This window comes from Aquibium oceanicum, from assembly GCF_001889605.1.
Taxonomy (GTDB): Bacteria; Pseudomonadota; Alphaproteobacteria; order Rhizobiales; family Rhizobiaceae; genus Aquibium; species Aquibium oceanicum.
The window spans coordinates 5,128,286-5,152,424 of record NZ_CP018171.1 but is presented as its reverse complement, the minus strand read 5'-3'; the positions used below and the strand labels follow the sequence as shown (position 1 = coordinate 5,152,424).

Sequence of the window (24,139 nt, the reverse complement as noted above, 5' to 3'; positions counted from 1 at the left end):
CGTCAGTCCGCCGACCACCGCAGGGCGGCCGCCGCGGCCAGCGGGCCGAGCACCGCGAAGAACATGGTCAGTGCCACCATCAGCAGGAACGGCGGCAGGAACGGGTCCGGCTCGGTCACAGCGCCATAGCTCGCCGACACGCCGAAGATCAGCACGGGTATGACCAGCGGCAGCACCAGCACCGAAACCAGCAGCCCGCCGCGCGGCAGGGAGACCGCGACCGCGGCCCCGGCCGCGCCGATGAAGGCGATGGCCGGGGTGCCGAAGAGCAGCGTCAGAGTGGCCGCGCCGATGCCGACCGGGTCCATGTTCATGAAGAGCCCGAGGAGCGGCGCGGCGATCACCAGCGGCAGGACGCTTGCCGTCCAGTGCGCGAGACATTTCACCAGCACCGCCAGCGCGAGCAGATGCCGTCCGCCGCTCATGATCAGGAGATCGAGCGAACCGTCGTCGCGGTCGGCCTGGAACAGGCGGTCGAGCCCGAGCAGGCTGGCGAGCAGCGCGCCGATCCACAGGATCGCCGGGCCGATGCGCGCAAGCAGATTCAGGTCCGGCCCGACGCCGAAGGGGATCACCGCCACGACCGCGAGGAAGAACAGGATGCCAACCAGCGCCCCGCCGCCGGCGCGGATACCGAGCCGCACGTCGCGGACATAGAGGGCCAGCATCTCAGGCCCCCATCCTCAGTTCGTGCGTCCACTCCAGCCCGAGCGGCAGGTGGGTGGCGGCGAGGATCATGCCGCCGTCCTCGAGATGCGTCCGCATCAGGTCCGCGAACTGCTTTTCGGACGCCCTGTCGAGGCCGGCCGTCGGCTCGTCGAGCAGCCAGACCGGACGGTAGCTGACCAGCAGCCGAGCAATCGCGATGCGACGCTTCTGGCCGGTCGACAGGTAGCCGAGCGGCAGGTGGCCGATCTCTTCGAGGCCCACCATCTCGAGCGCTTCGGTAACCGCTAGGTGCGGCTCTCCCATGTAGTCGCGCCAGAAGCCGAGATTCTCGCGCACGCTGAGCGCCGGCTTCAGCGCGTTCTGGTGGCCGAGATAGTGGCTGGCCGAGGCGATGTCGGGCCACCGGGCGTCCGCGTCCGCGATCTCCATCGTCCCGCCCGAGGAAGGAAGCAGGCCCGCCACGATACGAAGCAGCGTCGACTTGCCGGAACCGTTGGGTCCCGTGACGAGCAGCCCCTCACCGTCGGCAAGCGTGAAGGAGATGCCGGAAAATACCGGTTCGCCGCCCCGTTCGCCGGAAAGTTCCCTGGCGATCATCCGCATGCAGAAGCCATCAATTCACCTCCAGTCCGCTGAGAACACAAGATGCCTATCAATGGAAATCAAACCCGTTCGGTGCCGCAGTATGCGCACAGGCGCGCCTTCGGTGTCCGCAAAGGCTTCCCACACTCGGTGCAATCGGGTCCGTACATGCTGGCGCGGTGATGCCAGATTGCATTGACATTGGTTTCGTTCATTCCGGTCATCTTCTCGAACAGCGCCAGCGCGGGAAGCCGCTCATCCCCCTCAGCAAGTGTGTCCAGCGCTTCCGGCAAGGCTGAGCCGCTCTCTCGGCGATATCGCGCGACCTGCTCCAGCGATTGGATGAGCACTGGTTGCATGATCGCCCACTCGTCCTCTGTCAGCATCGGGAGGTCAATCTCGCATCGCCAGCAATACCTTACGATCGGCATCGTCTGCCGCCGCGTTCGCCCGATAGATCGTCCGCCACGAGACGCATGCGAAATCCGTTTCCCGTCCGCTGAAAGTCGCATTGCGATGCAGCATTATTCCCGCCCGCGACACTGGAACTCTTTTTAGAAATTCTCTAAGAGATCAGCAACCGTGCCAGCGGTCAGCATGGAAGCCAATTACGCCGAACGGCGCCACCTCCCCGCAAGGGGCGCGGTACCCGGGAGCGGATAGCGGAAATGACCGTACCCGCACCTTTGCTCACCTTGCACTGGCGTCCGTTTCCAATCGGCAACAGACAGTTAGGGATCGCACGTGTCTAATTCTCTCGACAGCTTCAATTGCCGCCGCACCCTCAAGGTGGGAGACAGGGAGTACGTCTACTTCGACCTGACGGAGGCCGAGAAGAACGGGCTCGACGGCGTGTCGCGCCTGCCTTTCTCGATGAAGGTGCTCCTGGAGAACCTGCTGCGCAACGAGGATGGCCGATCGGTCACCAAGGCCGACATCGAGGCGGTGAAGGACTGGCTGGCCGACAAGGGCTCGGCGGGACACGAGATCGCCTACCGTCCGGCGCGCGTGCTGATGCAGGATTTCACCGGCGTTCCCGCCGTCGTCGACCTCGCGGCCATGCGCGACGGCATCAAGGCGCTCGGCGGCGATCCCCAGAAGATCAACCCGCTGGTGCCGGTCGACCTCGTCATCGACCATTCGGTGATCGTCGACGAGTTCGGTACGCCGATGGCCTTTGCCCGCAATGTCGAGCTCGAATACGAGCGCAACGGCGAGCGCTACCGCTTTCTGAAATGGGGCCAGCAGGCCTTCCAGAATTTCCGTGTCGTGCCGCCCGGCACCGGCATCTGCCACCAGGTGAACCTCGAATATCTCGGCCAGACTGTCTGGACGAAGGACGAGGACGGCGCGACGGTCGCCTATCCCGACACCTGCGTCGGCACCGATTCGCACACCACCATGATCAACGGCCTCGGCGTGCTCGGCTGGGGCGTCGGCGGCATCGAGGCGGAAGCGGCCATGCTCGGCCAGCCGGTGTCGATGCTCCTGCCCGAGGTCGTCGGCTTCAAGCTCACCGGCTCGATGAAGGAAGGCGTGACCGCGACCGATCTCGTGCTGACGGTCGTGCAGATGCTGCGCAAGAAGGGCGTCGTGGGCAAGTTCGTCGAGTTCTTCGGCGAAGGGCTCGCCTCGATGACGCTCGCCGACCGAGCCACGATCGGCAACATGGGTCCGGAGTACGGCGCGACCTGCGGCTTCTTCCCGGTCGACAGGGAGACACTGAAGTATCTTACGATTTCCGGCCGCGAAAAGGATCGCATCGCCCTTGTCGAGGCCTACTCCAAGGCGCAGGGCATGTTCTGGGAGCCCGGTGCATCCGAGCCGGTCTTCACCGACACGCTGGAACTCGATCTCGGCGACGTGGTGCCCTCGATGGCCGGACCGAAGCGTCCCGAGGGGCGCATCCCGCTTCCGGGCATTGCCGCCGGCTTCGAGGAGGCACTGGTCAAGGAATACAAGAAGGACGCTTCCGAGGCCGACAAGCGCTGGAAGGTGGAAGGCGAGGATTTCGACCTCGGCCATGGCGACGTGGCGATTGCGGCCATCACGTCCTGCACCAACACGTCCAACCCGTCGGTGCTCATCGGTGCCGGCCTTCTGGCCCGCAACGCCAACCGTCTCGGCCTCAAGCAGAAGCCGTGGGTGAAGACCTCGCTGGCGCCGGGTAGCCAAGTGGTCGCCGAGTATCTCGAGAAGGCCGGCCTGCAGAAGGAGCTCGACCAGATCGGCTTCAATCTCGTCGGCTTCGGTTGCACGACCTGCATCGGCAATTCCGGCCCGCTGCCGCCGGCGGTGTCCAAGACCATCAACGACAAGGGCCTGATCGCGGCGGGCGTTCTGTCCGGCAACCGCAACTTCGAAGGCCGCATCTCGCCCGACGTGCAGGCCAACTATCTCGCCTCGCCGCCGCTGGTCGTCGCCTATGCCCTCGCCGGTACGGTCACCAAGGACCTGACCAAGGAACCGATCGGGCAGGACAGGGACGGCAAGGACGTGTTCCTGAAGGACATCTGGCCCTCCAACCAGGAGATCCAGGAGTTCATCCAGAAGCACGTCACGCGCGATCTGTTCGAGCAGAAGTACGCCGAGGTGTTCACCGGCGACGAGAACTGGCAGGCGGTGCAGATCCCGGCCGGGGAGACTTATGCCTGGGACGATGATTCCACCTACGTCCAGAACCCGCCCTACTTCGCCGGCATGCCGAAGAAGGCGGGCGACATAGGCAAGATCCAGGGCGCGCGCATCCTTGGCCTGTTCGGCGACAAGATCACCACCGATCACATCTCGCCGGCGGGTTCGATCAAGGCCGCTTCCCCGGCGGGGCAGTACCTCACCGACCACGGCGTTGGCGTCGCCGACTTCAACCAGTACGGCACACGGCGCGGCAACCATGAAGTCATGATGCGCGGCACCTTCGCCAACATCCGCATCCGCAACTTCATGCTGGGCGAGAACGGCCGCGAGGGCGGCTACACGATCCACTATCCCTCGAAAGAGGAGATGTCGATCTACGACGCCGCCATGCAGTACAAGCAGGAGGGCGTGCCGCTGGTCGTGTTCGCCGGCGTTGAGTACGGCAACGGCTCCTCGCGCGACTGGGCGGCCAAGGGCACCAACCTGCTCGGCGTCAAGGCGGTCGTCGCGCAGTCCTTCGAGCGCATCCACAGGTCGAACCTCGTCGGCATGGGCGTCATCCCCTTCGTCTTCGAGGAAGGCACGTCATGGGCCTCGCTCGGCCTCAAGGGCGACGAGAAGGTCACCATCGACGGGCTCGAAAACATCAAGCCGCGCCAGAAGATGATCGCCAAGGTCGAATATGCGGACGGAACGACCGCCGACGTGCCGATCATCTGCCGCATTGATACGCTCGACGAGCTCGACTACTTCAAGAATGGCGGCATCCTGCAGTACGTGCTGCGCGACCTCGCCGCCTGAGATCGCGGCACCCGCAAAACGAAACGACCGCCGTGAGTGATCCCGGCGGTCGTTTTCATTTCATGGGCGGAAAGGTGAACCCGGCCGCCAAATCTGCGATGAGGCCGATCAGCGGCCGCGGCGTGCGACGTGCGGGATGTCCGCGCGCGTGATGCCAATGTCGTCGAGCTCGCGGGAGCTCAGGCGGCTGAGTTCGTCGATAGCGCTGCGATAGCGGCGCCAGTTGCGATAGTTCTGGAAAATGTTCATCTCTGCGTCTTTCTACGGCAAATGCGATTTCACAATGCGCAGATAGGTGTTTTTGTGCAGTGCGAGAAGGGACGAAAACGCATGGATCGCCTGCGTTTTTTGCAGATCGCTCATTAATTAATCAGAAACTCTTCGCGCTTGCGAAAGAGGCGCAGCGGGTCAGAAGAGCGACCCTTGGCCGGCCGGCGGAGTTTTGGAAGATGGCGCTGCCTTGGGGCGCGGCTTCGCGGGGCCGACTTCCCCGACGATCACCGCGCCGGTCGAGGCGTCGGCGAACTGCAGGGAGACCTGGTCCCCGGCCCCGAGCGTGGCGGCCCGTTTGACCGGCGCGCCGGAGGCGTCATGGACAACAACGAAGCCGCGGTCCAGCACCGCCTTGTAGGAAAGGGAAGCATTGAGGCGCGCCGCCTGCGAGAGCCGGTCGGAAAGGCGCGCGAGCCGCACATCCGCTGCCCGGTCTGCCCGGCGGCCGAGGTTCGCCACGCGATCGTCGCAGGCCGACATGCGCCGTAGCAGCGGCTCCAGTCCCAGCCGCGCGGCGGAGCGGGCGAGCCGGTGGGAGCGGTCGCGCAGCAGCGCGGAATGCGCGCCGGGAATGCGCGCGCCGAGACGGGCGAGGTGGCGGCCGGCCTCGGCCATGCGCCGCTCCAGCGTGGCAGGGGTCAGGCGCAGGCCGGCGAAGCGGGCGCGCTTTCGCTCGATACCGACGTTGAGGCAGCGGTCGAGCCGGGCCGAGGCCTCGTCGAAGCGGCGGCGGGGCAGCGCGAGCAGCTGGTCGGCCGAGGGCAGGGCGCGCGCGGCGGCGCGCAGTGCCTGGCGCTTGCGGTCGAAATTGCGCGACGAGCAGTTCTTCAGCCGCGCGCCAAGGCTGGCGAGCGTTGCTTCGAGATCGGCCTTAACCGGCACCGCCATCTCGGCCGCGCCGGTCGGCGTCGGTGCGCGAACGTCAGCGGCGAGATCGATCAATGTCCAGTCGGTCTCGTGGCCGACGGCGGAGATGACCGGGATGCCGGAGGTCGCGACCGCGCGTACGATCGCCTCGTCGTTGAACCCCCAGAGATCCTCCAGGCTGCCGCCGCCACGCGCCACGATCAGGACGTCCGGTCGGGGGATCGCGCCGCCGGGCTGGAGCGCGTTGAAGCCGGCGACCGCGTTGGACACTTCCATGCCTGTCGTCTCCCCCTGCACGCGCACCGGCCACACCAGCACATGCAGTGGATAGCGGTCCGAGATCCGATGGATGATGTCGCGGATCACCGCGCCGGTCGGCGAGGTGACGACGCCGATCACCCTCGGCATGAAGGGCAGCAGCTGCTTGCGCGCCTGCTCGAACAGGCCTTCCGCCGCCAGCCGGCGCTTGCGTTCCTCCAGCAGCGCCATCAGCGCGCCCGCGCCTGCGGGCTCGATGCTGTCGATGACGATCTGGTACTTCGATGAGCCCGGGTAGGTGGTGAGCTTGCCTTGTGCGATCACCTCCATGCCTTCCTCGGGGCGGAACTTCAGCCGCGCGAAGGTGCCCTTCCAGATCACCGCTTCCAGCCGGGCGCGGTCGTCCTTCAGCGCGAAATAGGCATGGCCGGAGGAGTGCGGCCCGCGATAGCCGGAAATCTCCCCGCGCACCCGCACGTTGCCGAAGGCGTCCTCGACGGTGCGCTTCAGCGCGCCGGAAAGCTCCGAAACGGTGAACTCGGCGGCATTAGTGGGAGAATCGGGAGAGAGGAGATCGGGCATGGGGCGTTCTAACCCGGTGCGTGGGGAGGGGAAAGAGCAGCGAATGCGCCTGTCGACCGAAGACGTTGCGAACCGTCGCTACCAGTCGACGATCGTGCCGTCCGCGAGAACCGCATTGGTGGTGTGATAGACTTCCGGCGCGAAGGGATGCCTGGCGCATTCGGCTTCGTCCACCTCGATGCCGAGGCCCGGCGTCTCCGGCACCTGCCAGTGGCCGTCGACCATGCGGATCGGACCCTGCACAACGTCGAAATACCATGGCACGGCGCCGACCATCTCCTCCTGGATGATGTGGGAGGGCGTCGAGACGGCGAAGTGCAGCGCCGCCGCGCCGGCGATCGGCCCGAGAGGGTTGTGCGGCGCCACCCCCATGCCGGCGGCCTCGGCCATGGCGGCGATCTTCTTGGCCTCGAGCAGGCCGCCGCAGTGGCAGATGTCGGGCTGGACGATGTCCATCGCGCGGGCGTGGAAATGGTCCTCGAATTCGCTGCGCTCGACGAGGCGCTCGCCGGTGGCGATCGGCACGGTCGATTTCTCCGTGACCATGCGCATGCCGCGCACGTCGCCGGGCTGGATCGGCTCCTCGACGAACATCGGATGGAATGGCGCCACGGCCTCGATGAAGGAGAGCGCGGTGGCGACGGAGCCGGGCTTGCCGTGGAAGTCGAGCATGATCTCGATGTCCGGCCCCACCGCCTCGCGGAGGCTGCCCATCAGCCGCTCGACATGGGCAACGGCCTTGCGCGGCGCGTAGGCGTGGACATAAGGCAGGATGACCACCTTGAAGGCAGTGTAGCCACGCGAAAGCACCTCCTGCGCGCGCTCCACCAGCGGGTCCGCGCTGTCGGTCTCGTAGACGGCGCGCATGTCGCCGAAGCCGAGGTGGGTGTAGACGTGGACCCTGTCTCGGGTCTTGCCGCCCACGAGCCGCCAGACCGGCACGCCGAAATGCTTGCCCATGATGTCCCAGAGCGCCAGTTCTATGCCGGAAACCGCGCTCATGCCGATGGCGCCGAGGCGCCAGAAGGAATGCTTGCGCATCGCCCGCACAGCCTGCTCGATGTCGAGCGGATTGCGGCCGACGACCAGCGGCGCGAGGTCCTCGACGGCGCCGGCGACGCTCTTCGTCTTCCACTCCAGCGTCGCCTCGCCCCAGCCGTGCAGGCCAGGCACGTCGGTCTGGACCTTGACGAAGATCCAGTTGCGCATCTCGGCGTTGACGACGTGAGCGGTGACGGCGGTGATCTTCAAGTGCGTGCGTTCCGGTCCGGATGCTACAGCGGCCAGATGGCGATTTGCGGAAAGAACAGGAGCAGCGCCAGCACCAGTAGTTGCAGCCCTATGAAGGGCAGCAGCGCGGTGTAGATGTGCTTCAGCGTGATGTCCGGCGGCGCGACGCTCTTCAGGTAGAAGGCGGCCGGTCCGAAGGGCGGCGTCAGGTAGGACACCTGCATGTTGACCGCGAACAGGATGCCGAACCAGATCGGGTCGAAGCCGAGCTCCGTAATGATCGGCACGAAGATCGGCAGCGTCAGAAGCGCGATGCCGATCCAGTCGAGGAACATGCCGAGCACCAGCAGGATGAGCATCATCACCATGATGATGACGACCGGCGAGGCGTCGAGACCGAGGATCGCGGCCGAGACGAAGCGGTTGCCGCCCATCAGGTTGTAGACGCCCACCAGCACGGCCGCCGCGATGCCGATCCAGATGATCATGCCGCAGGTCTCCAGCGTGTGGACGAGGCTCTCCTGCATCATGGCGAAGTTGAGTTCGCGCCGCAGGGCCGAGATCACGATCACCGAGGAGACGCCGAGCGCGGCGGCTTCGGTGATGGAGGCAATGCCGCCATAGATCGAGCCGAGCACGACGAGCACGATGAACAGCGGCGCGACGAGGGACCTCAGCGCGCTGCCGAGGGACTCCTCCGCATGTTCCTCGGCCGACATCGGCGGGCCGAGCGAGGGATCGCGCAGGCAGCGGATCAGCACGTAGGCGATGTAGCAGCCGAGCAGGAGCATCGCAGGCGTGATGGCGGCAACGAAGAGGTCTGCGATCGAGACGCCGGCGACGAGGCCGTATATGATCAGGACGATCGACGGCGGCATCATGGTTCCGAGCGATCCGCCCGCGCAGACCACGCCGATCGACAGGCTGCGGTCATATCCGAGCCGCAGCATCTGCGGCAGCGCCAAAATGCCGAGCAGCACGATCTCGCCGCCGATCACGCCCGACATGGCGGCCATCAGGATGGCGACGATCAGCGTCTGCACCGCCACGCCGCCGGGCAGCCGCCCGGCGAGCACGCGCATGCCGTTGAAGAGGTCCTTCGCTATTCCCGACCTGTCGAGCAGCGCCGCCATGAGGATGAACATCGGTATGGCGACCAGCGAATACTCGGTGATGAAGCCGAATATGCGCGAGGTGACCAGCGGCAGCGCGTTGCCGCCGAACCATCCGAAGGTGAAGAGCAGGGCGACGAGGCCGGTCACCCAGGCGAGTGGCATACCGGTCAAGAGCAGGAGGAAGATCAGGGCGACGAGCAGATACGTGCCGTTCTCGATGCCGAGCGCGCTGAGCCCCATGTCAACGGTCTCCGCGCGGGTCGTGCGGCACGTCGCGCCGGAGCGCCTTGACGAGGTGAAGCGCCGACTGGACGAACATCAGCACCACGCATCCCAGGATGAGGATCTTCAGCAGCGCCGGTGTCGGCGGGTTCCAGGCCGTGCCGGTGCCCTCGAAATGAATCGCGCCGGTGGGCGTGTGGGTCGCCTTCCAGGCCATGATCCAGCCGGCATAGCCGAGCCCGGCGAAGAAGATCATCGCGATGATGGAATTGGCCACGTCGAGCCAGCGGCGCGTCTCGGGCGAGACGGCGTCGTAGATCATGCGCACGCGGATGTGCTTGTCGCGCGAGAGCGCGATAGGGCCGCCGACCAGGAAGATGGCGGCGATCAGGAAGGTCGTCGATTCATGGGCCCAGTAGGTGGGGCTGTCGAAGACGTATCGGGCGATGACCTCGTAGACGCTGATCACGAAGGCGAGGAAGATCGCCCACGACAACGGCTTGGCCGCGGCGGCCACCACGCGGTCGAGCCGCGAGCGGATCTCGGCGTCGCCGTCGTTCGCCGGATCGCCGGGCTGCGGATTGTCCGACATGCTTTCCTCCCGTCGCAGACGAATGCGCCCGGCTGAACGACCGGCCGGGCGCGGGTGATCGGTCGCGTCAGACGCTGGCGATCAGAGCAGGTTGCGTCCCTTGAGATAGGCGACGACCGCATCGTAGTAGCGCTGGGTCATTTCGGTCTTGGCCGCCCAGGTCTCCCACTCCTGCTGGGCGATGCGGCGGAACTTGGCACGCTCGTCGCCCGACCAGTTGATGATCTCGATGTCCGGGTTCTCCTTGGCCTTGGCGACGGCCTCCGCATCGAGTTTGCGCACCGAATAGACGTGCTGGAAGATGAACACGTCGACGGACGCGTTCAGGACCGCCTTCAGGTCGTCGGGCAGTTCGTCCCAGATCGACTTGGTCATCGAAATGTCGATCAGCGGCAGCGAGTGGAAGCCGGGATAGAGCGGATAGTGGGCGATGTCGTTCATGCCCTGCGCCTGGTTGGTGGCGAAGACGGTATAGTCGGCGGCGTCGACGACGCCCTTGTCGAGGGCGGTGAAGACTTCCGAGCCCGGCAGCGCCACCGGCGACGCGCCGGCTTTGGAGAAGATCTCGTAGACCATGCCTTCCGGTGCGCGCAGCTTGATGCCCTTCAGGTCCTCGACGGTGCGGATCGGTTTGGAGGAGACGAAGGCCTCCGGCTCGGTCGCAGCCGCGCCGATGAAGTGCACGCCATAGGGCTCGACCAGTTCGGAATAGAGTTCGTGCCCGCCGCCGGACTGCATGAAGCCGAGCAGTTCGAACGGATCGCTCCAGGCGCCGACGAGATTCCCCATCATCGCGAAGGCGGGGTCCTTGCCGGCGAAGTAGCTCGGGTCGGTCAAGTGCCCCTGCAGTATTCCGCCGCCGACGGCTTCCAGCGTGTCGGTGTGCGGAACGACCGCGCCGATGGGCACGATCTCGATCTCGATGCGACCGCCGGACAGTTCCTTCACCGTCTCGGCCCATTTCTGCTTGTTCACGAAGCCGGGTTCACCGGCTGTCTCGGACGTCTGGAACGTCCAGTTGTAGTCAGCCGCCATGGCGGCGCCGGTCAGGACCATCGCCGATACGGCGACGGCTGCGCTTGCGAGCAGTTTTCTCAACATGTCGTCTCTCCTCCTCAAATCGATTAGATCACTGTACGTGATCCGGACGGCCAGCCAGTCTCCTCCGCGGCCGGTTCGCCCACATGTGCATGAATGGCAGCCGGGATCAACCGGATAGCGTGGTGTGCGGCGCCGTCCTGAATGCCGAAACCGTCGGTCTCACGCGATCGTGGCAGGGCTGGCTGCCGTTTGTGGAAAACCGGCTTCGACGCAGGTGGCGGCACCGGGAATGCTGGCAAGCGGTGAGTGCAGGGGTCGGTCAGTCCGATCCCGCTGTAAGCGTCGCTGCTCATACTTAGCCAAGTGACGAAGTTTTTGCTTGCGCCGATGCCATCGACGCGATAGTTAGACATGTGGCTAAGCATGATCCAGACCTCTCGCTTCTCTTTCACGCCTTGGCGGACCCGACGCGGCGGTCGATTCTCACCCGGCTCGCGGAGGGACCCGCGCCGGTCACGGAGTTGGCGAACCCCACGGGACTGCGCCTGCCGACCGTGATGCGGCACCTCTCCGTGCTGGAGGAGGCGGGGCTGATCGCGACGTCGAAAGACGGGCGTGTCCGCACCTGCGCCGTCGTACCCGAAGCCCTGGTCCCAATCCGGACATGGCTCGATGAACAGCGGGCCATCTGGGAAGCCCGGCTCGACAGGCTGGATGCCTATGTGATGACCTTGATGAAGGATGCCGACGAATGACACTGGATATCGAACCGGGCGCCGCCCCGGATGTCTCACAAGCCCGGGCCGTCGCAACGAATGTCCGTTTCGCGACCCTGACCTTCGAGCGCGACGTCGCCGCGCCGCCGGCGACGCTCTGGGAAGCCTGGACGGCGCCCGCCGCCCGCACGGTCTGGTCCGCGCCGACACCGTCCGTGACCGTCGAGTATCTGGAGGCCGGCACGCGCGTCGGCGGCCGCGAGGTCTCGCTCTGCAAGGTCGCGGGCGAGCCCGACATCCGTTGCGATATCGGTTGGCTCGACCTGCGCGCACCGTCGCGCAGCGTGAACTCGGAGGTGATTTCCCGCGAAGGCGAAACGTTGTCGGCCGCGCTGGTGACAGCGGCGATCGAAGGGAATGGCGAGCACAGCCGCATCCAGGTGACCGTGCAGCTCTCGTCGCTGGCCGAGGATATGGAGGAGGGCTATCGGCAGGGTTTCGGAGCGGGGCTGGACAATCTCTCGGCCGTTGCCGGACGGACGATGATACTGCAGCGCGTGATCGCGGCGCCGCGTCACCTGGTGTGGAAGGCCTGGATGAACGAGGAGACCCTGCCGCAATGGTGGGGGCCGGACGGGTTTTCCTGCAAGACGAAGAGGATCGACCTGCGGCAGGGCGGCGAATGGGTCTTCGACATGATCGGTCCCGACGGAACGGTCTTTCCCAACCACCATCGCTACGGCGAGGTGCGGGTGGAGGACAGGATGTCTTACGAGCTCCTGTGGGGCGAAAACGGGCCCAAACATGCCGATGCATGGGCCGTGTTCGAGGATTTGGGCGGCACGACGAAGGTGACGCTCGGCATGGTCTTCAGCACGGCGGCCGAATACCATACGGCGAAAGGCTTCGGGGCCGTGGAACTGGGGCTTCAGACGCTCGGCAAGCTGGAACGGTTTGTCTTCTCCCGTTGACGGGCCGAAAACCGACCGAGGCTTGCAGTCAGGCCTCGCCTTTCCTCCTCACCGCCCCCAGCGCCTTCTCCAGCACGGTTTCGGCGCGGCGGCGGGCCTCGCCGTCGAGCTTGGTGATGTCGAGGAACAGGGAAAGGCCGTTGCCGGTCTCGTTGATGGTCTCGGCCGACTGGCTCGGGGCATCGTGGATGCCTTCCACGGCGTAGGGCACGATCTCGCCCGAGATGCCCTTCAACGTGATCGGATCCAGCCGGTGGACGCGCACGCGGTCCTGCACATGCGCCCAGGTTTCGTATGAGATGACGATGCCGCCGGGCTCGGCCACGTGCTGGAGACGGGCGGCGAGGTTCGCCTCAGCACCGATGATCGTATAGTCCATGCGGTCGGCAGAGCCGAAATTGCCGACGTTGCAGTAGCCCGTGTTGATGCCCATGCGCACCTCGAAGGGTTTTTCGATGCCGCGTCGGCGCCATTCGGACTTCAGCTCCACCATGCGCCGCTGCATGGCGATCGCCATGTCGAGGCAGGCATTGGCGTCCTCGCGCGCGCCCCTGGTCTCAGGATCGCCGAAGAAGGCGAGGATGGCGTCGCCGATGAACTTGTCGACGGTGGCGCCGTGCTCGTGCGCGATGGTCGACATCTCGGTGAAATACTCGTTGAGCAGGCTTGTCAGTTCCTCCGGCTGCAGGTGCTCGGCCGTCTCGGTGAAATCCTTGATGTCGGAGAAGAAGATGGTGAGCTTCTTGCGCTCGGTGGAGATGACCACGTCCTTCTCGCCCGAGAAGATCGACTTGTAGATCTGCGGCGACAGGTACTTCGAGATCTTCATGGACACCGCGGCGAGGAAGCCGTTGGCGTCCTCCAGTTCGCGGTTCATGTGGCGGAAGGCGTTGGCCTGACGCCACTGGAGGCCGGCGAAGGCGATGCCGAAGGCGCCGGCGCCAGCGAAGTACATGAACAGGTACTTGAAGGAGAACAGGTTCCTCGCGATCGGCTGGTGCACGGTGATAGCCTGGATGCCGCGCACGTCTCCGACCTGCCAGTCGCGCTTGGGGCTCTCGGGATGGACGTTGTGGCACGACACGCAGGCCTGCCCGAGCATCACCGGCACGGCCATGCGGATCTGGCGCTCGAACAGCGACCCGGTGATCTCGGTCGCAACCTGCTCGGGGTCGCGCGTTCCGCGGAAATCGGCGAGTGCCTTGGTTTCGAAGCCGTCGAGATTGTGCGGCGCTCGGTTGGCAAAAGGAAAGTCCGAGACGAACCTGTAGGAGATGTCCTCGACGCCGCGGCCGGCGATCACGTTGCCCAGTTCGAGCGACAGTGTCGCGGGGATGGGAATGGCGCCGGGCACGTCCTCGTAGTTATGGGCGGCGACGGAATCACCCTCGAAACCCTGGACGCGGCCGACGACGTTGGCGCTGTAGTAGCCGCGGATGTCGTTGAACATCCCGTTGAGGGTGCGCGCCTGGGTGGACAGCGCGTTGTCGGAAAGGTTCTTCAGATCAAGCCAGACCGCCACCGGCAGGAGCGCGAGCGCCAGCACGATCAGCGCGGCGAAGAGCCATGGCCGTTCGGCGATCCTGAGCCACAGGCGGTCGCCCGGGCGCGTATGCTCGGAAAGAGAGGACAAGGCGATCTCAGGCTCCGCGGTGTCGATGACGAAATCTACCCGAAACGGAGGCGCCTGACGAGCATCTAAGGAGCGAGGCGGCGGGGGTTGGGAACGAGATCGTGGAGCGCACGCTCGCCTATCAGCTCAAGGGCCGCGCGAGCCTGGCCTTCGAGCCGACCGGCCTGCACTGTCGTATAGAGATTCCGCTGAAGGAACTCTTGTTGCGCGGCGAGGTCTGACTGGCCTCCCTGTTACCAGCCCGCCATCGTGCCCGGCTTCTGACGGCGCCCGCGCAGTGAAAATCCGATCGCGGCGAAATCGAAACTGGCGCCGTCCTCCGGCGCCGGAAGCGAGATGTTGTCGAGGCTCTCGGTGATGTGGCGCACCAGCGCCTCCACGATCGCCGGCTGCGAGGTGTGGCCGCGCATCATGCCGATGCGGCAGTCGGGCAGGGTGCCGAAACCGTCGCTCTCGGTCAGCACGCGCATGCCCGGCCGCAGCGCGCATTCCGGCAGGACGGAGACCGCCAGCCCCGACATCACCGCCGCGATGATGACGCTTGCCGACCAGCTGGTGAACAGCACCCGGTAGTCGCGCTCCATCTGGTCGAGCATGTCGATGGCCGAGCGGCGCCACACGCAGGTCGGGCGGCCGACGGCGAGCGGCAGGATATCCTCCTCGTGCACGGCGTGGTTCGCGGACGCGACCCACAACAAGGGTTCTCGCCGAACGACTTCCGAGGCGCCCTTCTCGTCGTCATGGGTCACCAGAGCGACGTCCAGCTGGCCGCGGCGGATCTGCTCGACGAGATTGACCGTCGGCTCGCACACGACCGACATTTCCACCCGCGGGTTGGACCGTGCGAAGCGCGCCATGATCTCCGGCAGGAAGCGGTCGGCGTAGTCGTCCGGCGTGCCGATGCGAACCTGTCCTTCCAGGCGGTTGTCGTCGAAGGCGGCCAGCGTCTCGCGATTCAGCCGGATCATGCGCCGCGCATAGGCGAGCAGGCGCTCCCCGTCTTCCGTCAGGCGGTTGGTGCGGCCGTCCTTCTCGAACAGCGGGCGGCCGATCCGCTCCTCCAGCCGGCGCATCTGCATCGATACCGCCGACTGGGTGCGGAACACCTCCTCGGCGGCGCGCGTGAAGGAGCCCGTTTCTGCGATCGCAAGGAAAGTCTGGAGCTGGTCGAGGTCGAGCTGAGCGGCCATGCGGACACACCTATCATGAACTTTGATGCATAAGATTAGAAACATTCGTTCGACTTATCAATCGCGGTCGGGAATAAGAAAATCGTTCAACGACTGGACGCACCACAGCAGCCAGCGGCCGGAATACTGTTTCCGCCGAAGGGGTTTGCGCGTCCTCGGAAAAAGCGAAGGAGAATGACATGACCGCCCTGGATCACAGCACCATCGAGAGGCCCGCCCATGTGCGCCCGGCGCTCGGGCTGCGGATCGTGAACGGGGTGGCGAAATTCATCCGCTCCTGGCGTAACCGACGCGAGATCTATCAGCTCGGTGAGATGAGCGATGCGCAGCTTGCCGACATCGGGCTGGTGCGCGGCGATCTTCACGTCGCGTGGAACGCACCGCTCGGCATTGATCCGACGGAGCATCTGGGTTGGATCGCGCAAGCGCGGCGTCGCGCCGACGAAGCGCTCGCGCGGCGGATGCTCTGACCCGCGCCCTCCCGGGCTCGACACGGTTTCCCGCAGGCCGATACTCCCGCCGGCTCCCCCCGGCCCGCCTGCCGACTGCCCGGCCTCCTTCGAGGCCGGGCTTTTTTCGTCAGCCTCGGTTTGGCGCCGGTGCGCTGTTGCCTGCCCGTCCTCCCGGCGTGCCGTACCAGGCGACCGATGCCAGGAGCACGGCGAGCATGGCGCCGTTCAGCGTGTGCCACAGGAAATGGGTGCCGATCGGGAAAGCGGCGCAGACGTCCGGGTCGATGGTTCGAAATGTTGCCGAGACCACCAACATCGCCGCCGCCGCGATATCGTACCACCCGGCGGGGTGGCCGCGCACGACGAGGACCACCCCCCAGAACGCCAGCGACAGCAGCGCAGGCAGGTAGCCGGACGTGCCGTTGGTGGCGACCCGGACCCAGTCGGGCAACATCGCTGTGATCGCGCCGGCGACGGCGAAGAAGCCTATCAGTGCGACGATGGACAGGCCCCAGCCGAAACCGACCCAGCGGCGGATGTTGAACAGCGTCAGCGCCAACGTGAAGGTGGCGATCGGCACCACGTCGAACCAGATCGTCAGCCCGTTGGCGAAGGTGTGGAAGAGCGTCGAGCCGATGCCGATGGCGATGACCCACCACGCCAGCGCCACGGCGAAGACGTCGCCGCCGCGCTTGCGGATCGCCCACAATCCCCAGATTCCCGCGAGGATAAAGGCGAGGTTCGTCACCGCGTTCAGCGGTTCCGACCAGAATTCGGGGCCGGTGCGCTCGCAGTAGTTGTCGATGCTGGCAAAAAGCGAATCATTCACGCCCGGCTCTCCCTTTCGGGCGGAGTATGCGGGAGAATCGTCTCACCGCAACGTGACTTCGGGTTGACCTCGCCATGCGCTTAATGTCGAAGCTATACGAGAAAGCGGACAATCGGAGTCCGGATTTCAGTCAGGATCGGACATGAACATCTTCCGAATGACCGGGTTCCTGCTGGCGATGGTCGCAGCGCCGGCTCTGCCGGCGACCGCTCAGACCGTGGACGGCAAACCGCGTGCTGTGGTGGAACTGTTCACGAGCCAGGGCTGCAGCTCATGTCCTCCCGCCGACGAGTATCTTGCCGATCTCGCACGGCGCGGCGACGTGGTCGCGCTCGCCTATCACGTCGATTACTGGGACTACCTCGGCTGGGGCGACACGCTCGCCGATCCCGAAAACACGGCCCGCCAGCGCGACTATGCGCGCGCGCTCGGGCAGCGGTCCGTCTACACGCCGCAGGTGGTGGTCAACGGACGCGAGCACATGAACGGCGCCAGCCGCGGCAAGATCGAGAGCGCGATCGCCGACATGGATGCCGAGGGCAAGGGGCTGGTGATCGATGTCAGCATTCGCCAGAGCCCCGAGAGCATCGTCATTGAGACGGGCGCCGGCACCCATCGGAAGGGCAAGGCGAACGTCGTACTGGTGTTCTTCGAGCCCGCAACCGAGGTCGAGATCGCCAGGGGCGAGAACGCCGGAAAATCCATCACCTACTGGAATGCCGTTTCCGCGATCCAGGCCGCGGGCATGTGGCACGGCCGCGAGATGCGGCTGGAAATCCCGTCGAGCGAACTGAAGCGGAAGGGTGCGGGCGGCTGCGCCGTGCTTCTCCAGGCGATGGGCGTGGACGGCTCTCCGGGTCCGATCATCGGGGCTGCGATCCTCGACCACCCGATCATGTGACCAGCCGCCGTCTGGGCGGGTCTCCGCGAGAATGAGGTGTTGCCGAGGTTGGTTCGGCCCAGCGAAGACACCGTGGGCGGGGGGCTTGGGGTTACGGGGCCAGCGCCGGACCGAACCGTCTCAGGCAACGATTGGATGTTCGCCGCGCATTGGGGCCGCAACCGGGACAATTCGCGGCCGGAATGTGGCGGGCCATCACCAATTCGATCATCCTGTCCTGCTTCGTGACCGACCGGTTAACCTGGCGTTAAGAACCGGAAGCGACTGCCACAGCGGTCGCCTCCTCGCGCAACAGCCAACTCAAGAGCGTAAGAAGGGTCGCCAAAGTGTGAGCTCCCTGTGGTCGGCGCGTCCCTTCACCTTCCCGGTTTCGCATATCCTCCAGGCGCGGGGGTTGCAAAACCGGGCCGGAAAGATGACCTTGAACCGTCGTGAAACTGTCACGGAAGGTGAGCTCATGGCTGAGCGTTCCAACGGTGCGGAGGATGGGGACGGCTCCGCAATGCTGATCCCGCTTCACGAGGCGCGGCGGGATCGTGAACGACTACCGGTCAGGTTCGACCGACGCGAACTCGATCAAATCCTGAAAATCTACGGGCGCATGGTCGCCGCCAACGAATGGCGGGACTACGCGATCGACCATCTGCAGGATCGCGCCGTCTTCTCGGTGTTCCGGCGCACGAGCGAAGTGCCGCTGTTCCAGATCGTCAAGGATCCCAAGCTCGCCCGCAAGCAGGGCGCCTACTCGGTGGTGGCGGCGACGGGGCTCATCCTGAAGCGCGGCCACGAACTCGCGCGGGTGCTCAACGTCTTCGACAGGCACCTGAAGCTCGTCCACGCCTGACACGCCCCGCCGGCACGGATCAGATGCCGGCGCGAAAGTTCCGCTCGGGCAGCGAACCCGGATCCGGATCGGTGGAATTTCCGCCGTTCATCGAGAGTTGCATGAATACCGTATCCAGCCATCGCCCCTGCTTGAACCCCGATCCCTCCAAAACACCCATATGGCGGAAGCCGAGTTGTGCGTGGAGGCGGAGGGAGGGTACGTTGTGGATACCGTCTCCAATCACGGCCGTCATCTGCCGGAAGCCGAGCTTGCCGGTTTCCTCGATCAGCATGGCGAGTAGCAGGCGGCCTATGCCCTTGCCGCGCGCTTCCGCTGCCATGTAGATCGAATCCTCCACCATGAAGCGGTAGGCCGGTCGCGGCCGGAAGGGGCCGGCATAGGCGTAGCCCAAGAGCCCCGAAGGGCTTTCGGCCACGAGGTACGGATAGGATTTCGCGGCCAGGGCATCGAAACGCGCCGCCATCTCGGCCTCTCCGGGCGGCTCGAGCTCATAGCTCGCCGTTCCGTGGCGCACCGCATCGGCATAGATCGCCGTGATCGCGGCAATATCGGCTCTCGTGGCAGATCGAAGGGCTACGACGCTCATTTTTGGTGCAGGGGATTGATGTTGCACGGACTTTAAGCTGAGCGTCGTACGAAAGAAAAGGGCGGCCGTATTGGCCGCCCCGCAGGATCGATTGGTCCAGACCGCCTACTCGCGGTTGCCCAGGAAGTGCAGCAGGAACATGAACAGGTTGATGAAGTCGAGGTAGAGGCGAAGCGCGCCCATGATGGCCTTGCGGCCGGCCACGGCGCTATCGTCGCCCTCGTAGTACATCTCCTTGATGTTCTGCGTGTCGTAGGCGGTGAGGCCCGAGAAGATCAGCACGCCTATCGCCGAAATGGCGAACTGGAGCGCCGACGACTGCAGGAAAATGTTGACCAGCATCGCGATGATCAGCCCGAAAAGGCCCATAACCAGGAAGGAGCCCATCGCCGACAGGTCGCGCTTGGTCGTGTAGCCGTAGAGCGACAGGCCGCCAAACGCGGTCGCGGTGATGAAGAAGGTCCGAACGATGCTCTCGCCGGTATAGACGAGGAAGATCGTCGACAGGGACAGGCCGACGAGGCCCGAATAAACCCAGAAGGTGGTCTGAGCCGCCGAAACGCTCATCTTGTTGATGCGGAACGACAGGAAGAACACCATCGCGAGCGGCGCGAGGATCACGACCCAGCGGAAGGCGCTGGCGTAGATCAGCTGCCCGAACGGGGTGAGCTGGCCATCGGCGACGGCGAAGTTGAAACTACCCCAAGCGGCCAGGCCGGTGATGGCGAGGCCGAGCGCCATGAGGTTGTAGACCTTGAGCATGTATGCGCGAAGGCCCTCGTCGATTCCGGTATCGGCACGTGTGCCAACGCCGGCGACGCGCGCATTGTAGTTGCGGATGTCAGCCATGATTTCCTCTTACAGCTTCTGTCCCGTCCGGTGTCGGGCGGTACCGAACCCGATCCGCCCAGGCGCCGCTGGCGGGACTCCAGCATGCCTGATGTCGAATATGATGTGCCTTCCTGCCAAGAACAAGAGCGATTGGCCGCACGAAGGTTTGTGATCGCACGAAATTTATGGCTCCGGCCCCTTGTTCCGGACGTGGTTAACGCACGCTCAAAGATTTCTTAGCACCGGAGCAGCCTTGTGGCCGAGCACACGCCAGGTGCCGAGCAGGCCGAAACCGACCGTCAGGACCAGGGCGACGACGATTGTCGACACCGCAACTTCGGGCAGGAAGATTGCCGGCAAGCCCATGACGCGCGATATGACGAACCATGCCGCGACGCCGCCGGCGGCTAGCGCGAAAATGGCCGTCGCGAGCCCGATCAGCATGTATTCGAGCGTGAACGCGGCCATAAGCGTACGCCGCGTCGCGCCGAGGGTCTTCAACACCACCGCGTCGTGGATGCGCGCGCGATTGCCCGCCGCGAGTGCGCCCGACAGCACGAGCACCGAGGCGATCAGCGCCACTCCCGCAGCCGCGCGGATGGCCGTGGCAAGCTGTCCGATCAGGCGGTTGACGATGTCGAGCGCGTCCTTGACCCGAACCGTCGTTACCGCCGGAAAGGCACGGGTGACCTCGTTCAAAATGCGGGCTTCCTCGGGCGCGGTCGATGAACGGTCGAGCAGCGTCGCGAGCCAGGCATGGGGCGCGCCGGCGAAGGTGTTGGGCGAGAACACCATGACGAAATTGATGCCGAGCGATTCCCATTCGACGTTGCGGAAGTTGGCGATTCGGGCCGTCACGTTGCGGCCGAGCACGTTGACGGTGATCGTATCGCCGAGTTCGAGGCCGATCTCGCGGCCCTCCTCTGCGGAGAAGGACACCAGCGGCTCGCCGGAGTAATCCTCCGGCCACCATTCGCCGCCCGCCAGCGTCGCGTTCTCGGGGATGTTCCTGGCGTAGGTGATGCCGCGGTCGCCGCGCAGTACCCAACGGCCTTCGGGCGGCACCTCGATCTCGCGCACGTCGACCCCGTTGATCTCCATCATGCGGCCGCGCAGCATGGGAACGCGCACCAGCTTGCCTTCCGGTGCGAGGTCCTGGATCAGGGAGGCGAACTCCTCGACCTCCGTGTTCTGGATGTCGACGAAGAAAAAGTTCGGCGCGCGCTCCGTGAGGCTGCCGGCGATCTGGCTGCGCATGTTGCCATCGACGAGCGCCAGCGTGACGAGGAGCGTCAGGCCGAGGCCGAGCGACAGGACCACAGACGGCGTCAGTGCGCCGGGGCGGTGGATGTTGCCGAGCGCCAGCCGAAGGGCGGTGGACCGAACGCGCGGGCTCCTGCGCGCTAGATACTGGACCAGCCGGCCGACCAGACGCAGCACTGCGAAGGAGAAAGCGGTCGCGGCGACGAAGATCGCGGCGATCGAGCGATCGGTCGAAAACCACACCGCGAGACCGGCGAGCAGCAACCCGATTGCCGCGGCCGCGGCGACATAGGGCAGCCGCGGCAGGCCGCTGTTGTCGAAGCCCATTTCGCGGAACAGAGCGGTCGCGGGCACGTCTCGCGCCCGCCCGAGCGGCAGAAGCGCGAAGGCGAAGGTCACCAGGAGGCCGAACAGAGCGCCGATTCCAAGCGCGTCCCAGTAGATAGCGCCCCGGGTCGGCACGGGAAGCACGCCGGAGAGCGCCGCGCTCGCCGCGAAGGGCATCAGCGCGGCAAGCACCAGCCCCGCCAGGATCCCGATGGCGGCTATGATGGCGATCTGCACGAGATAGACTGCGAAGACGAAGCCTCCGGATGCGCCGAGGCTCTTGAAGGTGGCGATCACGGCGCGTTTGCCTTCGAGGTAGGCGCGTACCGCATTGGCCACGCCCACGCCGCCGACCACGAGCGAGGTCAGGCCCACGAGGGTGAGGAACTGCGAGAAGCGCTCGATGTTGGCCGACAACGACGGCGCGGCGTTGGCGCGCGAGCGGATGCTCCAGCCGGCTTCCGGAAATTCGCTTCCGGCGCGCTCCTGTATCCTGGTGATGTCGGTCTCGGATGAGCCCGCAGGCAGGCGGATCTTGTAGGCGTACTCCACGAGGCTGCCGGGCTGCACGAGGCCGGAAGCTTCGAGCCCCGGCATTGAAACCATCAGCCGGGGTGCGAAGCCGAAGCCATCCGACACGAGGTCGGGTTCGTCATCGATCACCGCGCGCAGTTCGAATACCTCGCCGCCCAGCTTCAGTCGCGAACCGGGCTCGAGACCCAGCCGGTCGAACAGCAGTTGCGGCGCGGCAGCGCCAAAGGCGCCATCCCGGCGGCCGAACAGCGCCTCGTGGTCGAGCGATGGGGTCGTCCCCAGCGCACCATAGAGCGGGTACGCTCCGTCGACGGCCTTGACCTCGACGAGCGTCTGGTCGGAGCCATCCTCGAGACGCGCCATCGACCGCATGTTGGCGCTTTCGGCCACCGTGCCGAGATCCTGGAGGAAAGCCGCTTCGGCATCGCTCGCCTGGCGGTGGACCAGTTCGAAGCGGATATCGCCGCCGAGCAACGTCTGGCCTTCGTTCGCCACGCCGGAGGTGATGGAGCGCGCGACCGAGTTCACGCCACCGATTGCCGCGACGCCGAGCGCAATGCAGGTGATGAAGATCAGGAACCCGGAAAGGCCACCACGCATCTCGCGCAGCGAGAAGCGGACGGCAAGATCGAGCATTCGTCCGGTTCGCATGACCGGACCCTCAGGCCGAAACGGCGGTGTGAAGGCGGCCGCTCTCGATGCGGCCCGAGCGCATTGCGATCTGCCGGTCGCAGCGGCCGGCGAGCACGGAGTCGTGGGTGACCAGCACCAGCGTCATGCCGCGTTCCGTCGCCTTGGAGAACAGCAAGTCCGAGATCTGGCGGCCGGTCGCCTGGTCGAGATTGCCGGTCGGTTCGTCGGCGATGAGGATCTTCGGCTCCGGGGCGAGGGCGCGGGCGATCGCCACCCGCTGCTGCTCGCCGCCGGACAGTTCGCCGGGATAGTGGGTCACCCGGTCTTTCAGGCCGACGGCCTCGAGTTCGCGTGCCGCGATGCCGAATGCGTCGCCGCGGCCGGCAAGTTCCAGCGGAACGGCGACGTTCTCCAACGCGGTCATGTTGGGGATGAGGTGGAAGGACTGGAAGACGATGCCGATGTTGCTGCCGCGGAAGGCAGCGACTTCGTCCTCGCTGCGCCCGTCGATGCGCTTGCCAGCGATCGTGACGGATCCGGAATCGACGCCTTCCAGGCCCGCGATCACCATCAGCAGCGTGGATTTTCCCGAACCTGAAGGCCCGACGATACCGGTCGCCTCGCCGGCGAAGATCTCCAGGCTTAGATCCTTAAGGACATGGACCGACGTGGCCCCCTGTCCCAGTGTCAGCGAAACATTCTTCAGGTCGATCACTGTTTCTGTCACCGGGAATGGGCCCTATATGGTTCGGAGATTGTTGGGATGGACGGCGGCAGGCTGCTTTCGGTCCGGGTTCATATGGGTTTCTGCAAGATGGGTTTCAAACCACGGATACGTGCAATATCGGTCGCCGGATTGGTCTTCTTCGCCTTTCTGGGCCAGGCGCTCGCGGAGAAGATCGACATCGTCGGGTTCGGCGACAGCCTGATGGCCGGTTACCAGCTCGAACCGGGGCAGTCCTTCCCGGAGAAGCTCGAAGCCGCGCTCGAGGCGAAAGGCCATGACGTATCCATCGCCAATGCGGGCGTATCGGGGGACACGACCAGCGGCGGGCTCGGCAGGCTGGACTGGTCGGTTCCCGACGGGACGGACCTCGTCATTCTGGAACTCGGCGCGAACGACATGCTGCGCGGCGTCTCGCCCTCGATCACCGAAAGCAACCTCGACGCGATGCTGGCGCGCCTGAAGGAGCGGGGCATCGACGTCGTTCTTGCCGGGATGCTGGCCGCACCGAACCTCGGAGCGGATTACGCAGAGGCCTTCAATGGCCTCTACCCGCGCCTTGCCGGGAAGTACGACGTCACCTTCTTCCCGTTCTTCATGGAAGGGGTCGCGACGAACGGGCAGCTGCTGCTCGACGATGGCCTGCACCCCAATGCCGAAGGCGTCGACCGCATGGTGGCGGAGGCCTTGCCATATGTCGAGGAGGCGATTTCGCAGCTCGATTGACGGCGCCGGTGGGTGTGGACGCAGTGCCGCATACTGCAACGAAAGGACGACGCGGAACATATCGGGCTTGCCGCAGGCGAGGAACGATGGTTCGCTGCGAAAGACGG

At 65.4% G+C, this 24,139-nt stretch carries 23 protein-coding genes; 7 read left to right on the top strand and 16 right to left on the bottom strand.

The window, feature by feature from the left end; translation table 11 throughout:
* Positions 1 to 2: 2 nt before the first annotated feature.
* Genes ccmB through BSQ44_RS25240 form a run of 3 tightly spaced genes read right to left on the bottom strand, consistent with a single transcriptional unit; the run spans position 3 to position 1,637 of the window.
* Complete coding sequence (ccmB, locus tag BSQ44_RS25250) at positions 3 to 668, bottom strand: heme exporter protein CcmB (protein ID WP_072607755.1); 666 nt, start codon at positions 666 to 668, stop codon at positions 3 to 5.
* Position 669: 1 nt separating this feature from the next.
* The gene (gene ccmA, locus BSQ44_RS25245) at positions 670 to 1,272 is read right to left on the bottom strand and encodes a heme ABC exporter ATP-binding protein CcmA (RefSeq protein ID WP_072607754.1); all 603 of its coding nucleotides are present in this window, start codon (positions 1,270 to 1,272) and stop codon (positions 670 to 672) included.
* Between the two features lie 59 nt (positions 1,273 to 1,331).
* The gene (locus BSQ44_RS25240) at positions 1,332 to 1,637 is read right to left on the bottom strand and encodes a zinc-ribbon domain-containing protein (RefSeq protein WP_083534928.1); all 306 of its coding nucleotides are present in this window, start codon (positions 1,635 to 1,637) and stop codon (positions 1,332 to 1,334) included.
* A 358-nt stretch (positions 1,638 to 1,995) separates the two neighbouring features.
* Here BSQ44_RS25240 and acnA point away from each other — a divergent pair, with 358 nt between their 5' ends.
* A complete protein-coding gene (acnA, locus tag BSQ44_RS25235; RefSeq protein WP_072607752.1) occupies positions 1,996 to 4,689 on the top strand; it encodes an aconitate hydratase AcnA in 2,694 nt (897 codons plus the stop codon).
* 108 nt (positions 4,690 to 4,797) lie between these two features.
* Here acnA and BSQ44_RS25230 read toward each other — a convergent pair whose 3' ends face one another.
* The 6 genes from BSQ44_RS25230 to BSQ44_RS25205 form a co-directional block, all read right to left on the bottom strand.
* Positions 4,798 to 4,938, bottom strand: a complete 141-nt coding sequence (locus tag BSQ44_RS25230) for a DUF1127 domain-containing protein (protein ID WP_072607751.1) — start codon at positions 4,936 to 4,938, stop codon at positions 4,798 to 4,800.
* A 159-nt stretch (positions 4,939 to 5,097) separates the two neighbouring features.
* Entirely contained in the window at positions 5,098 to 6,669 is a 1,572-nt protein-coding gene (gene xseA / locus BSQ44_RS25225; RefSeq protein ID WP_072607750.1) for an exodeoxyribonuclease VII large subunit, read from the bottom strand.
* A gap of 78 nt (positions 6,670 to 6,747) precedes the next feature.
* Positions 6,748 to 7,920, bottom strand: a complete 1,173-nt coding sequence (gene dgoD, locus BSQ44_RS25220) for a galactonate dehydratase (RefSeq protein ID WP_072607749.1) — start codon at positions 7,918 to 7,920, stop codon at positions 6,748 to 6,750.
* 23 nt (positions 7,921 to 7,943) lie between these two features.
* Positions 7,944 to 9,254 carry a TRAP transporter large permease gene (locus BSQ44_RS25215; RefSeq protein ID WP_072607748.1) on the bottom strand — a complete coding sequence of 437 codons (1,311 nt, stop codon included), beginning with the start codon at positions 9,252 to 9,254 and terminating at the stop codon, positions 7,944 to 7,946.
* A 1-nt stretch (position 9,255) separates the two neighbouring features.
* Positions 9,256 to 9,828: a TRAP transporter small permease subunit gene (locus tag BSQ44_RS25210; protein WP_072607747.1), complete on the bottom strand. Its 573-nt coding sequence runs from the start codon at positions 9,826 to 9,828 to the stop codon at positions 9,256 to 9,258.
* An 81-nt stretch (positions 9,829 to 9,909) separates the two neighbouring features.
* Entirely contained in the window at positions 9,910 to 10,929 is a 1,020-nt protein-coding gene (locus tag BSQ44_RS25205) for a TRAP transporter substrate-binding protein (RefSeq protein WP_072607746.1), read from the bottom strand.
* 353 nt (positions 10,930 to 11,282) lie between these two features.
* Here BSQ44_RS25205 and BSQ44_RS25200 point away from each other — a divergent pair, with 353 nt between their 5' ends.
* Positions 11,283 to 11,624 (top strand): ArsR/SmtB family transcription factor, encoded by a 342-nt coding sequence (locus tag BSQ44_RS25200; RefSeq protein ID WP_072607745.1) that lies wholly within the window; start codon positions 11,283 to 11,285, stop codon positions 11,622 to 11,624.
* The gene (locus BSQ44_RS25195; RefSeq protein ID WP_083534927.1) at positions 11,621 to 12,556 is read left to right on the top strand and encodes an SRPBCC family protein; all 936 of its coding nucleotides are present in this window, start codon (positions 11,621 to 11,623) and stop codon (positions 12,554 to 12,556) included. The genes BSQ44_RS25200 and BSQ44_RS25195 overlap by 4 nt, the downstream gene beginning before the upstream one ends.
* 28 nt (positions 12,557 to 12,584) lie before the next feature.
* On the opposite strand, the gene BSQ44_RS25190 is transcribed toward BSQ44_RS25195, so the two are convergent.
* Positions 12,585 to 14,006: an adenylate/guanylate cyclase domain-containing protein gene (locus tag BSQ44_RS25190; protein WP_418202147.1), complete on the bottom strand. Its 1,422-nt coding sequence runs from the start codon at positions 14,004 to 14,006 to the stop codon at positions 12,585 to 12,587.
* 416 nt (positions 14,007 to 14,422) lie between these two features.
* Positions 14,423 to 15,379, bottom strand: coding sequence for a LysR substrate-binding domain-containing protein (locus tag BSQ44_RS25185; RefSeq protein ID WP_072607744.1), 957 nt, complete (start codon positions 15,377 to 15,379; stop codon positions 14,423 to 14,425).
* A 179-nt stretch (positions 15,380 to 15,558) separates the two neighbouring features.
* Between BSQ44_RS25185 and BSQ44_RS25180 the strand changes: the two genes are divergently transcribed.
* The gene (locus BSQ44_RS25180; RefSeq protein ID WP_072607743.1) at positions 15,559 to 15,849 is read left to right on the top strand and encodes a DUF1127 domain-containing protein; all 291 of its coding nucleotides are present in this window, start codon (positions 15,559 to 15,561) and stop codon (positions 15,847 to 15,849) included.
* Between the two features lie 109 nt (positions 15,850 to 15,958).
* Here BSQ44_RS25180 and BSQ44_RS25175 read toward each other — a convergent pair whose 3' ends face one another.
* Complete coding sequence (locus tag BSQ44_RS25175) at positions 15,959 to 16,660, bottom strand: hypothetical protein (protein ID WP_072607742.1); 702 nt, start codon at positions 16,658 to 16,660, stop codon at positions 15,959 to 15,961.
* Positions 16,661 to 16,802: 142 nt separating this feature from the next.
* Between BSQ44_RS25175 and BSQ44_RS25170 the strand changes: the two genes are divergently transcribed.
* Together BSQ44_RS25170 and BSQ44_RS25165 are read left to right on the top strand one after the other, a co-directional pair.
* Positions 16,803 to 17,561: a DUF1223 domain-containing protein gene (locus tag BSQ44_RS25170; RefSeq protein ID WP_072607741.1), complete on the top strand. Its 759-nt coding sequence runs from the start codon at positions 16,803 to 16,805 to the stop codon at positions 17,559 to 17,561.
* A gap of 457 nt (positions 17,562 to 18,018) precedes the next feature.
* A complete protein-coding gene (locus tag BSQ44_RS25165) occupies positions 18,019 to 18,405 on the top strand; it encodes a DUF2794 domain-containing protein (protein ID WP_072607740.1) in 387 nt (128 codons plus the stop codon).
* Between the two features lie 19 nt (positions 18,406 to 18,424).
* Here the strand turns inward: BSQ44_RS25165 and BSQ44_RS25160 are convergent, their stop codons facing one another.
* From BSQ44_RS25160 to BSQ44_RS25145, 4 genes are all read right to left on the bottom strand, one after another.
* Positions 18,425 to 18,994: a GNAT family N-acetyltransferase gene (locus BSQ44_RS25160; protein WP_072607739.1), complete on the bottom strand. Its 570-nt coding sequence runs from the start codon at positions 18,992 to 18,994 to the stop codon at positions 18,425 to 18,427.
* Between the two features lie 105 nt (positions 18,995 to 19,099).
* A complete protein-coding gene (locus BSQ44_RS25155; protein ID WP_072607738.1) occupies positions 19,100 to 19,843 on the bottom strand; it encodes a Bax inhibitor-1/YccA family protein in 744 nt (247 codons plus the stop codon).
* A gap of 207 nt (positions 19,844 to 20,050) precedes the next feature.
* Positions 20,051 to 22,600 carry an ABC transporter permease gene (locus BSQ44_RS25150; RefSeq protein WP_072607737.1) on the bottom strand — a complete coding sequence of 850 codons (2,550 nt, stop codon included), beginning with the start codon at positions 22,598 to 22,600 and terminating at the stop codon, positions 20,051 to 20,053.
* 10 nt (positions 22,601 to 22,610) lie between these two features.
* The gene (locus tag BSQ44_RS25145; protein ID WP_072607736.1) at positions 22,611 to 23,309 is read right to left on the bottom strand and encodes an ABC transporter ATP-binding protein; all 699 of its coding nucleotides are present in this window, start codon (positions 23,307 to 23,309) and stop codon (positions 22,611 to 22,613) included.
* A gap of 87 nt (positions 23,310 to 23,396) precedes the next feature.
* On the opposite strand from BSQ44_RS25145, the gene BSQ44_RS25140 reads away from it, so the two are divergent.
* Complete coding sequence (locus BSQ44_RS25140) at positions 23,397 to 24,032, top strand: arylesterase (protein WP_072608288.1); 636 nt, start codon at positions 23,397 to 23,399, stop codon at positions 24,030 to 24,032.
* Positions 24,033 to 24,139 lie beyond the last annotated feature (107 nt).

What these genes read in the sequence shown, in the direction of transcription:
- BSQ44_RS25205 (WP_072607746.1), bottom strand. Translation starts at nt 10,929, where the DNA reads ATGTTGAGAAAACTGCTCGCAAGCGCAGCCGTCGCCGTATCGGCGATG.
- BSQ44_RS25165 (WP_072607740.1), top strand. Translation starts at nt 18,019, where the DNA reads ATGGCTGAGCGTTCCAACGGTGCGGAGGATGGGGACGGCTCCGCAATG.
- BSQ44_RS25170 (WP_072607741.1), top strand. Translation starts at nt 16,803, where the DNA reads ATGAACATCTTCCGAATGACCGGGTTCCTGCTGGCGATGGTCGCAGCG.
- BSQ44_RS25160 (WP_072607739.1), bottom strand. Translation starts at nt 18,994, where the DNA reads ATGAGCGTCGTAGCCCTTCGATCTGCCACGAGAGCCGATATTGCCGCG.
- BSQ44_RS25230 (WP_072607751.1), bottom strand. Translation starts at nt 4,938, where the DNA reads ATGAACATTTTCCAGAACTATCGCAACTGGCGCCGCTATCGCAGCGCT.
- ccmB (WP_072607755.1), bottom strand. Translation starts at nt 668, where the DNA reads ATGCTGGCCCTCTATGTCCGCGACGTGCGGCTCGGTATCCGCGCCGGC.
- BSQ44_RS25180 (WP_072607743.1), top strand. Translation starts at nt 15,559, where the DNA reads ATGACCGCCCTGGATCACAGCACCATCGAGAGGCCCGCCCATGTGCGC.
- BSQ44_RS25155 (WP_072607738.1), bottom strand. Translation starts at nt 19,843, where the DNA reads ATGGCTGACATCCGCAACTACAATGCGCGCGTCGCCGGCGTTGGCACA.
- BSQ44_RS25140 (WP_072608288.1), top strand. Translation starts at nt 23,397, where the DNA reads ATGGGTTTCAAACCACGGATACGTGCAATATCGGTCGCCGGATTGGTC.
- ccmA (WP_072607754.1), bottom strand. Translation starts at nt 1,272, where the DNA reads ATGCGGATGATCGCCAGGGAACTTTCCGGCGAACGGGGCGGCGAACCG.
- BSQ44_RS25210 (WP_072607747.1), bottom strand. Translation starts at nt 9,828, where the DNA reads ATGTCGGACAATCCGCAGCCCGGCGATCCGGCGAACGACGGCGACGCC.
- BSQ44_RS25190 (WP_418202147.1), bottom strand. Translation starts at nt 14,006, where the DNA reads ATGTTCAACGACATCCGCGGCTACTACAGCGCCAACGTCGTCGGCCGC.
- BSQ44_RS25215 (WP_072607748.1), bottom strand. Translation starts at nt 9,254, where the DNA reads ATGGGGCTCAGCGCGCTCGGCATCGAGAACGGCACGTATCTGCTCGTC.
- BSQ44_RS25185 (WP_072607744.1), bottom strand. Translation starts at nt 15,379, where the DNA reads ATGGCCGCTCAGCTCGACCTCGACCAGCTCCAGACTTTCCTTGCGATC.
- BSQ44_RS25195 (WP_083534927.1), top strand. Translation starts at nt 11,621, where the DNA reads ATGACACTGGATATCGAACCGGGCGCCGCCCCGGATGTCTCACAAGCC.
- xseA (WP_072607750.1), bottom strand. Translation starts at nt 6,669, where the DNA reads ATGCCCGATCTCCTCTCTCCCGATTCTCCCACTAATGCCGCCGAGTTC.
- BSQ44_RS25240 (WP_083534928.1), bottom strand. Translation starts at nt 1,637, where the DNA reads ATGCTGACAGAGGACGAGTGGGCGATCATGCAACCAGTGCTCATCCAA.
- BSQ44_RS25150 (WP_072607737.1), bottom strand. Translation starts at nt 22,600, where the DNA reads ATGCGAACCGGACGAATGCTCGATCTTGCCGTCCGCTTCTCGCTGCGC.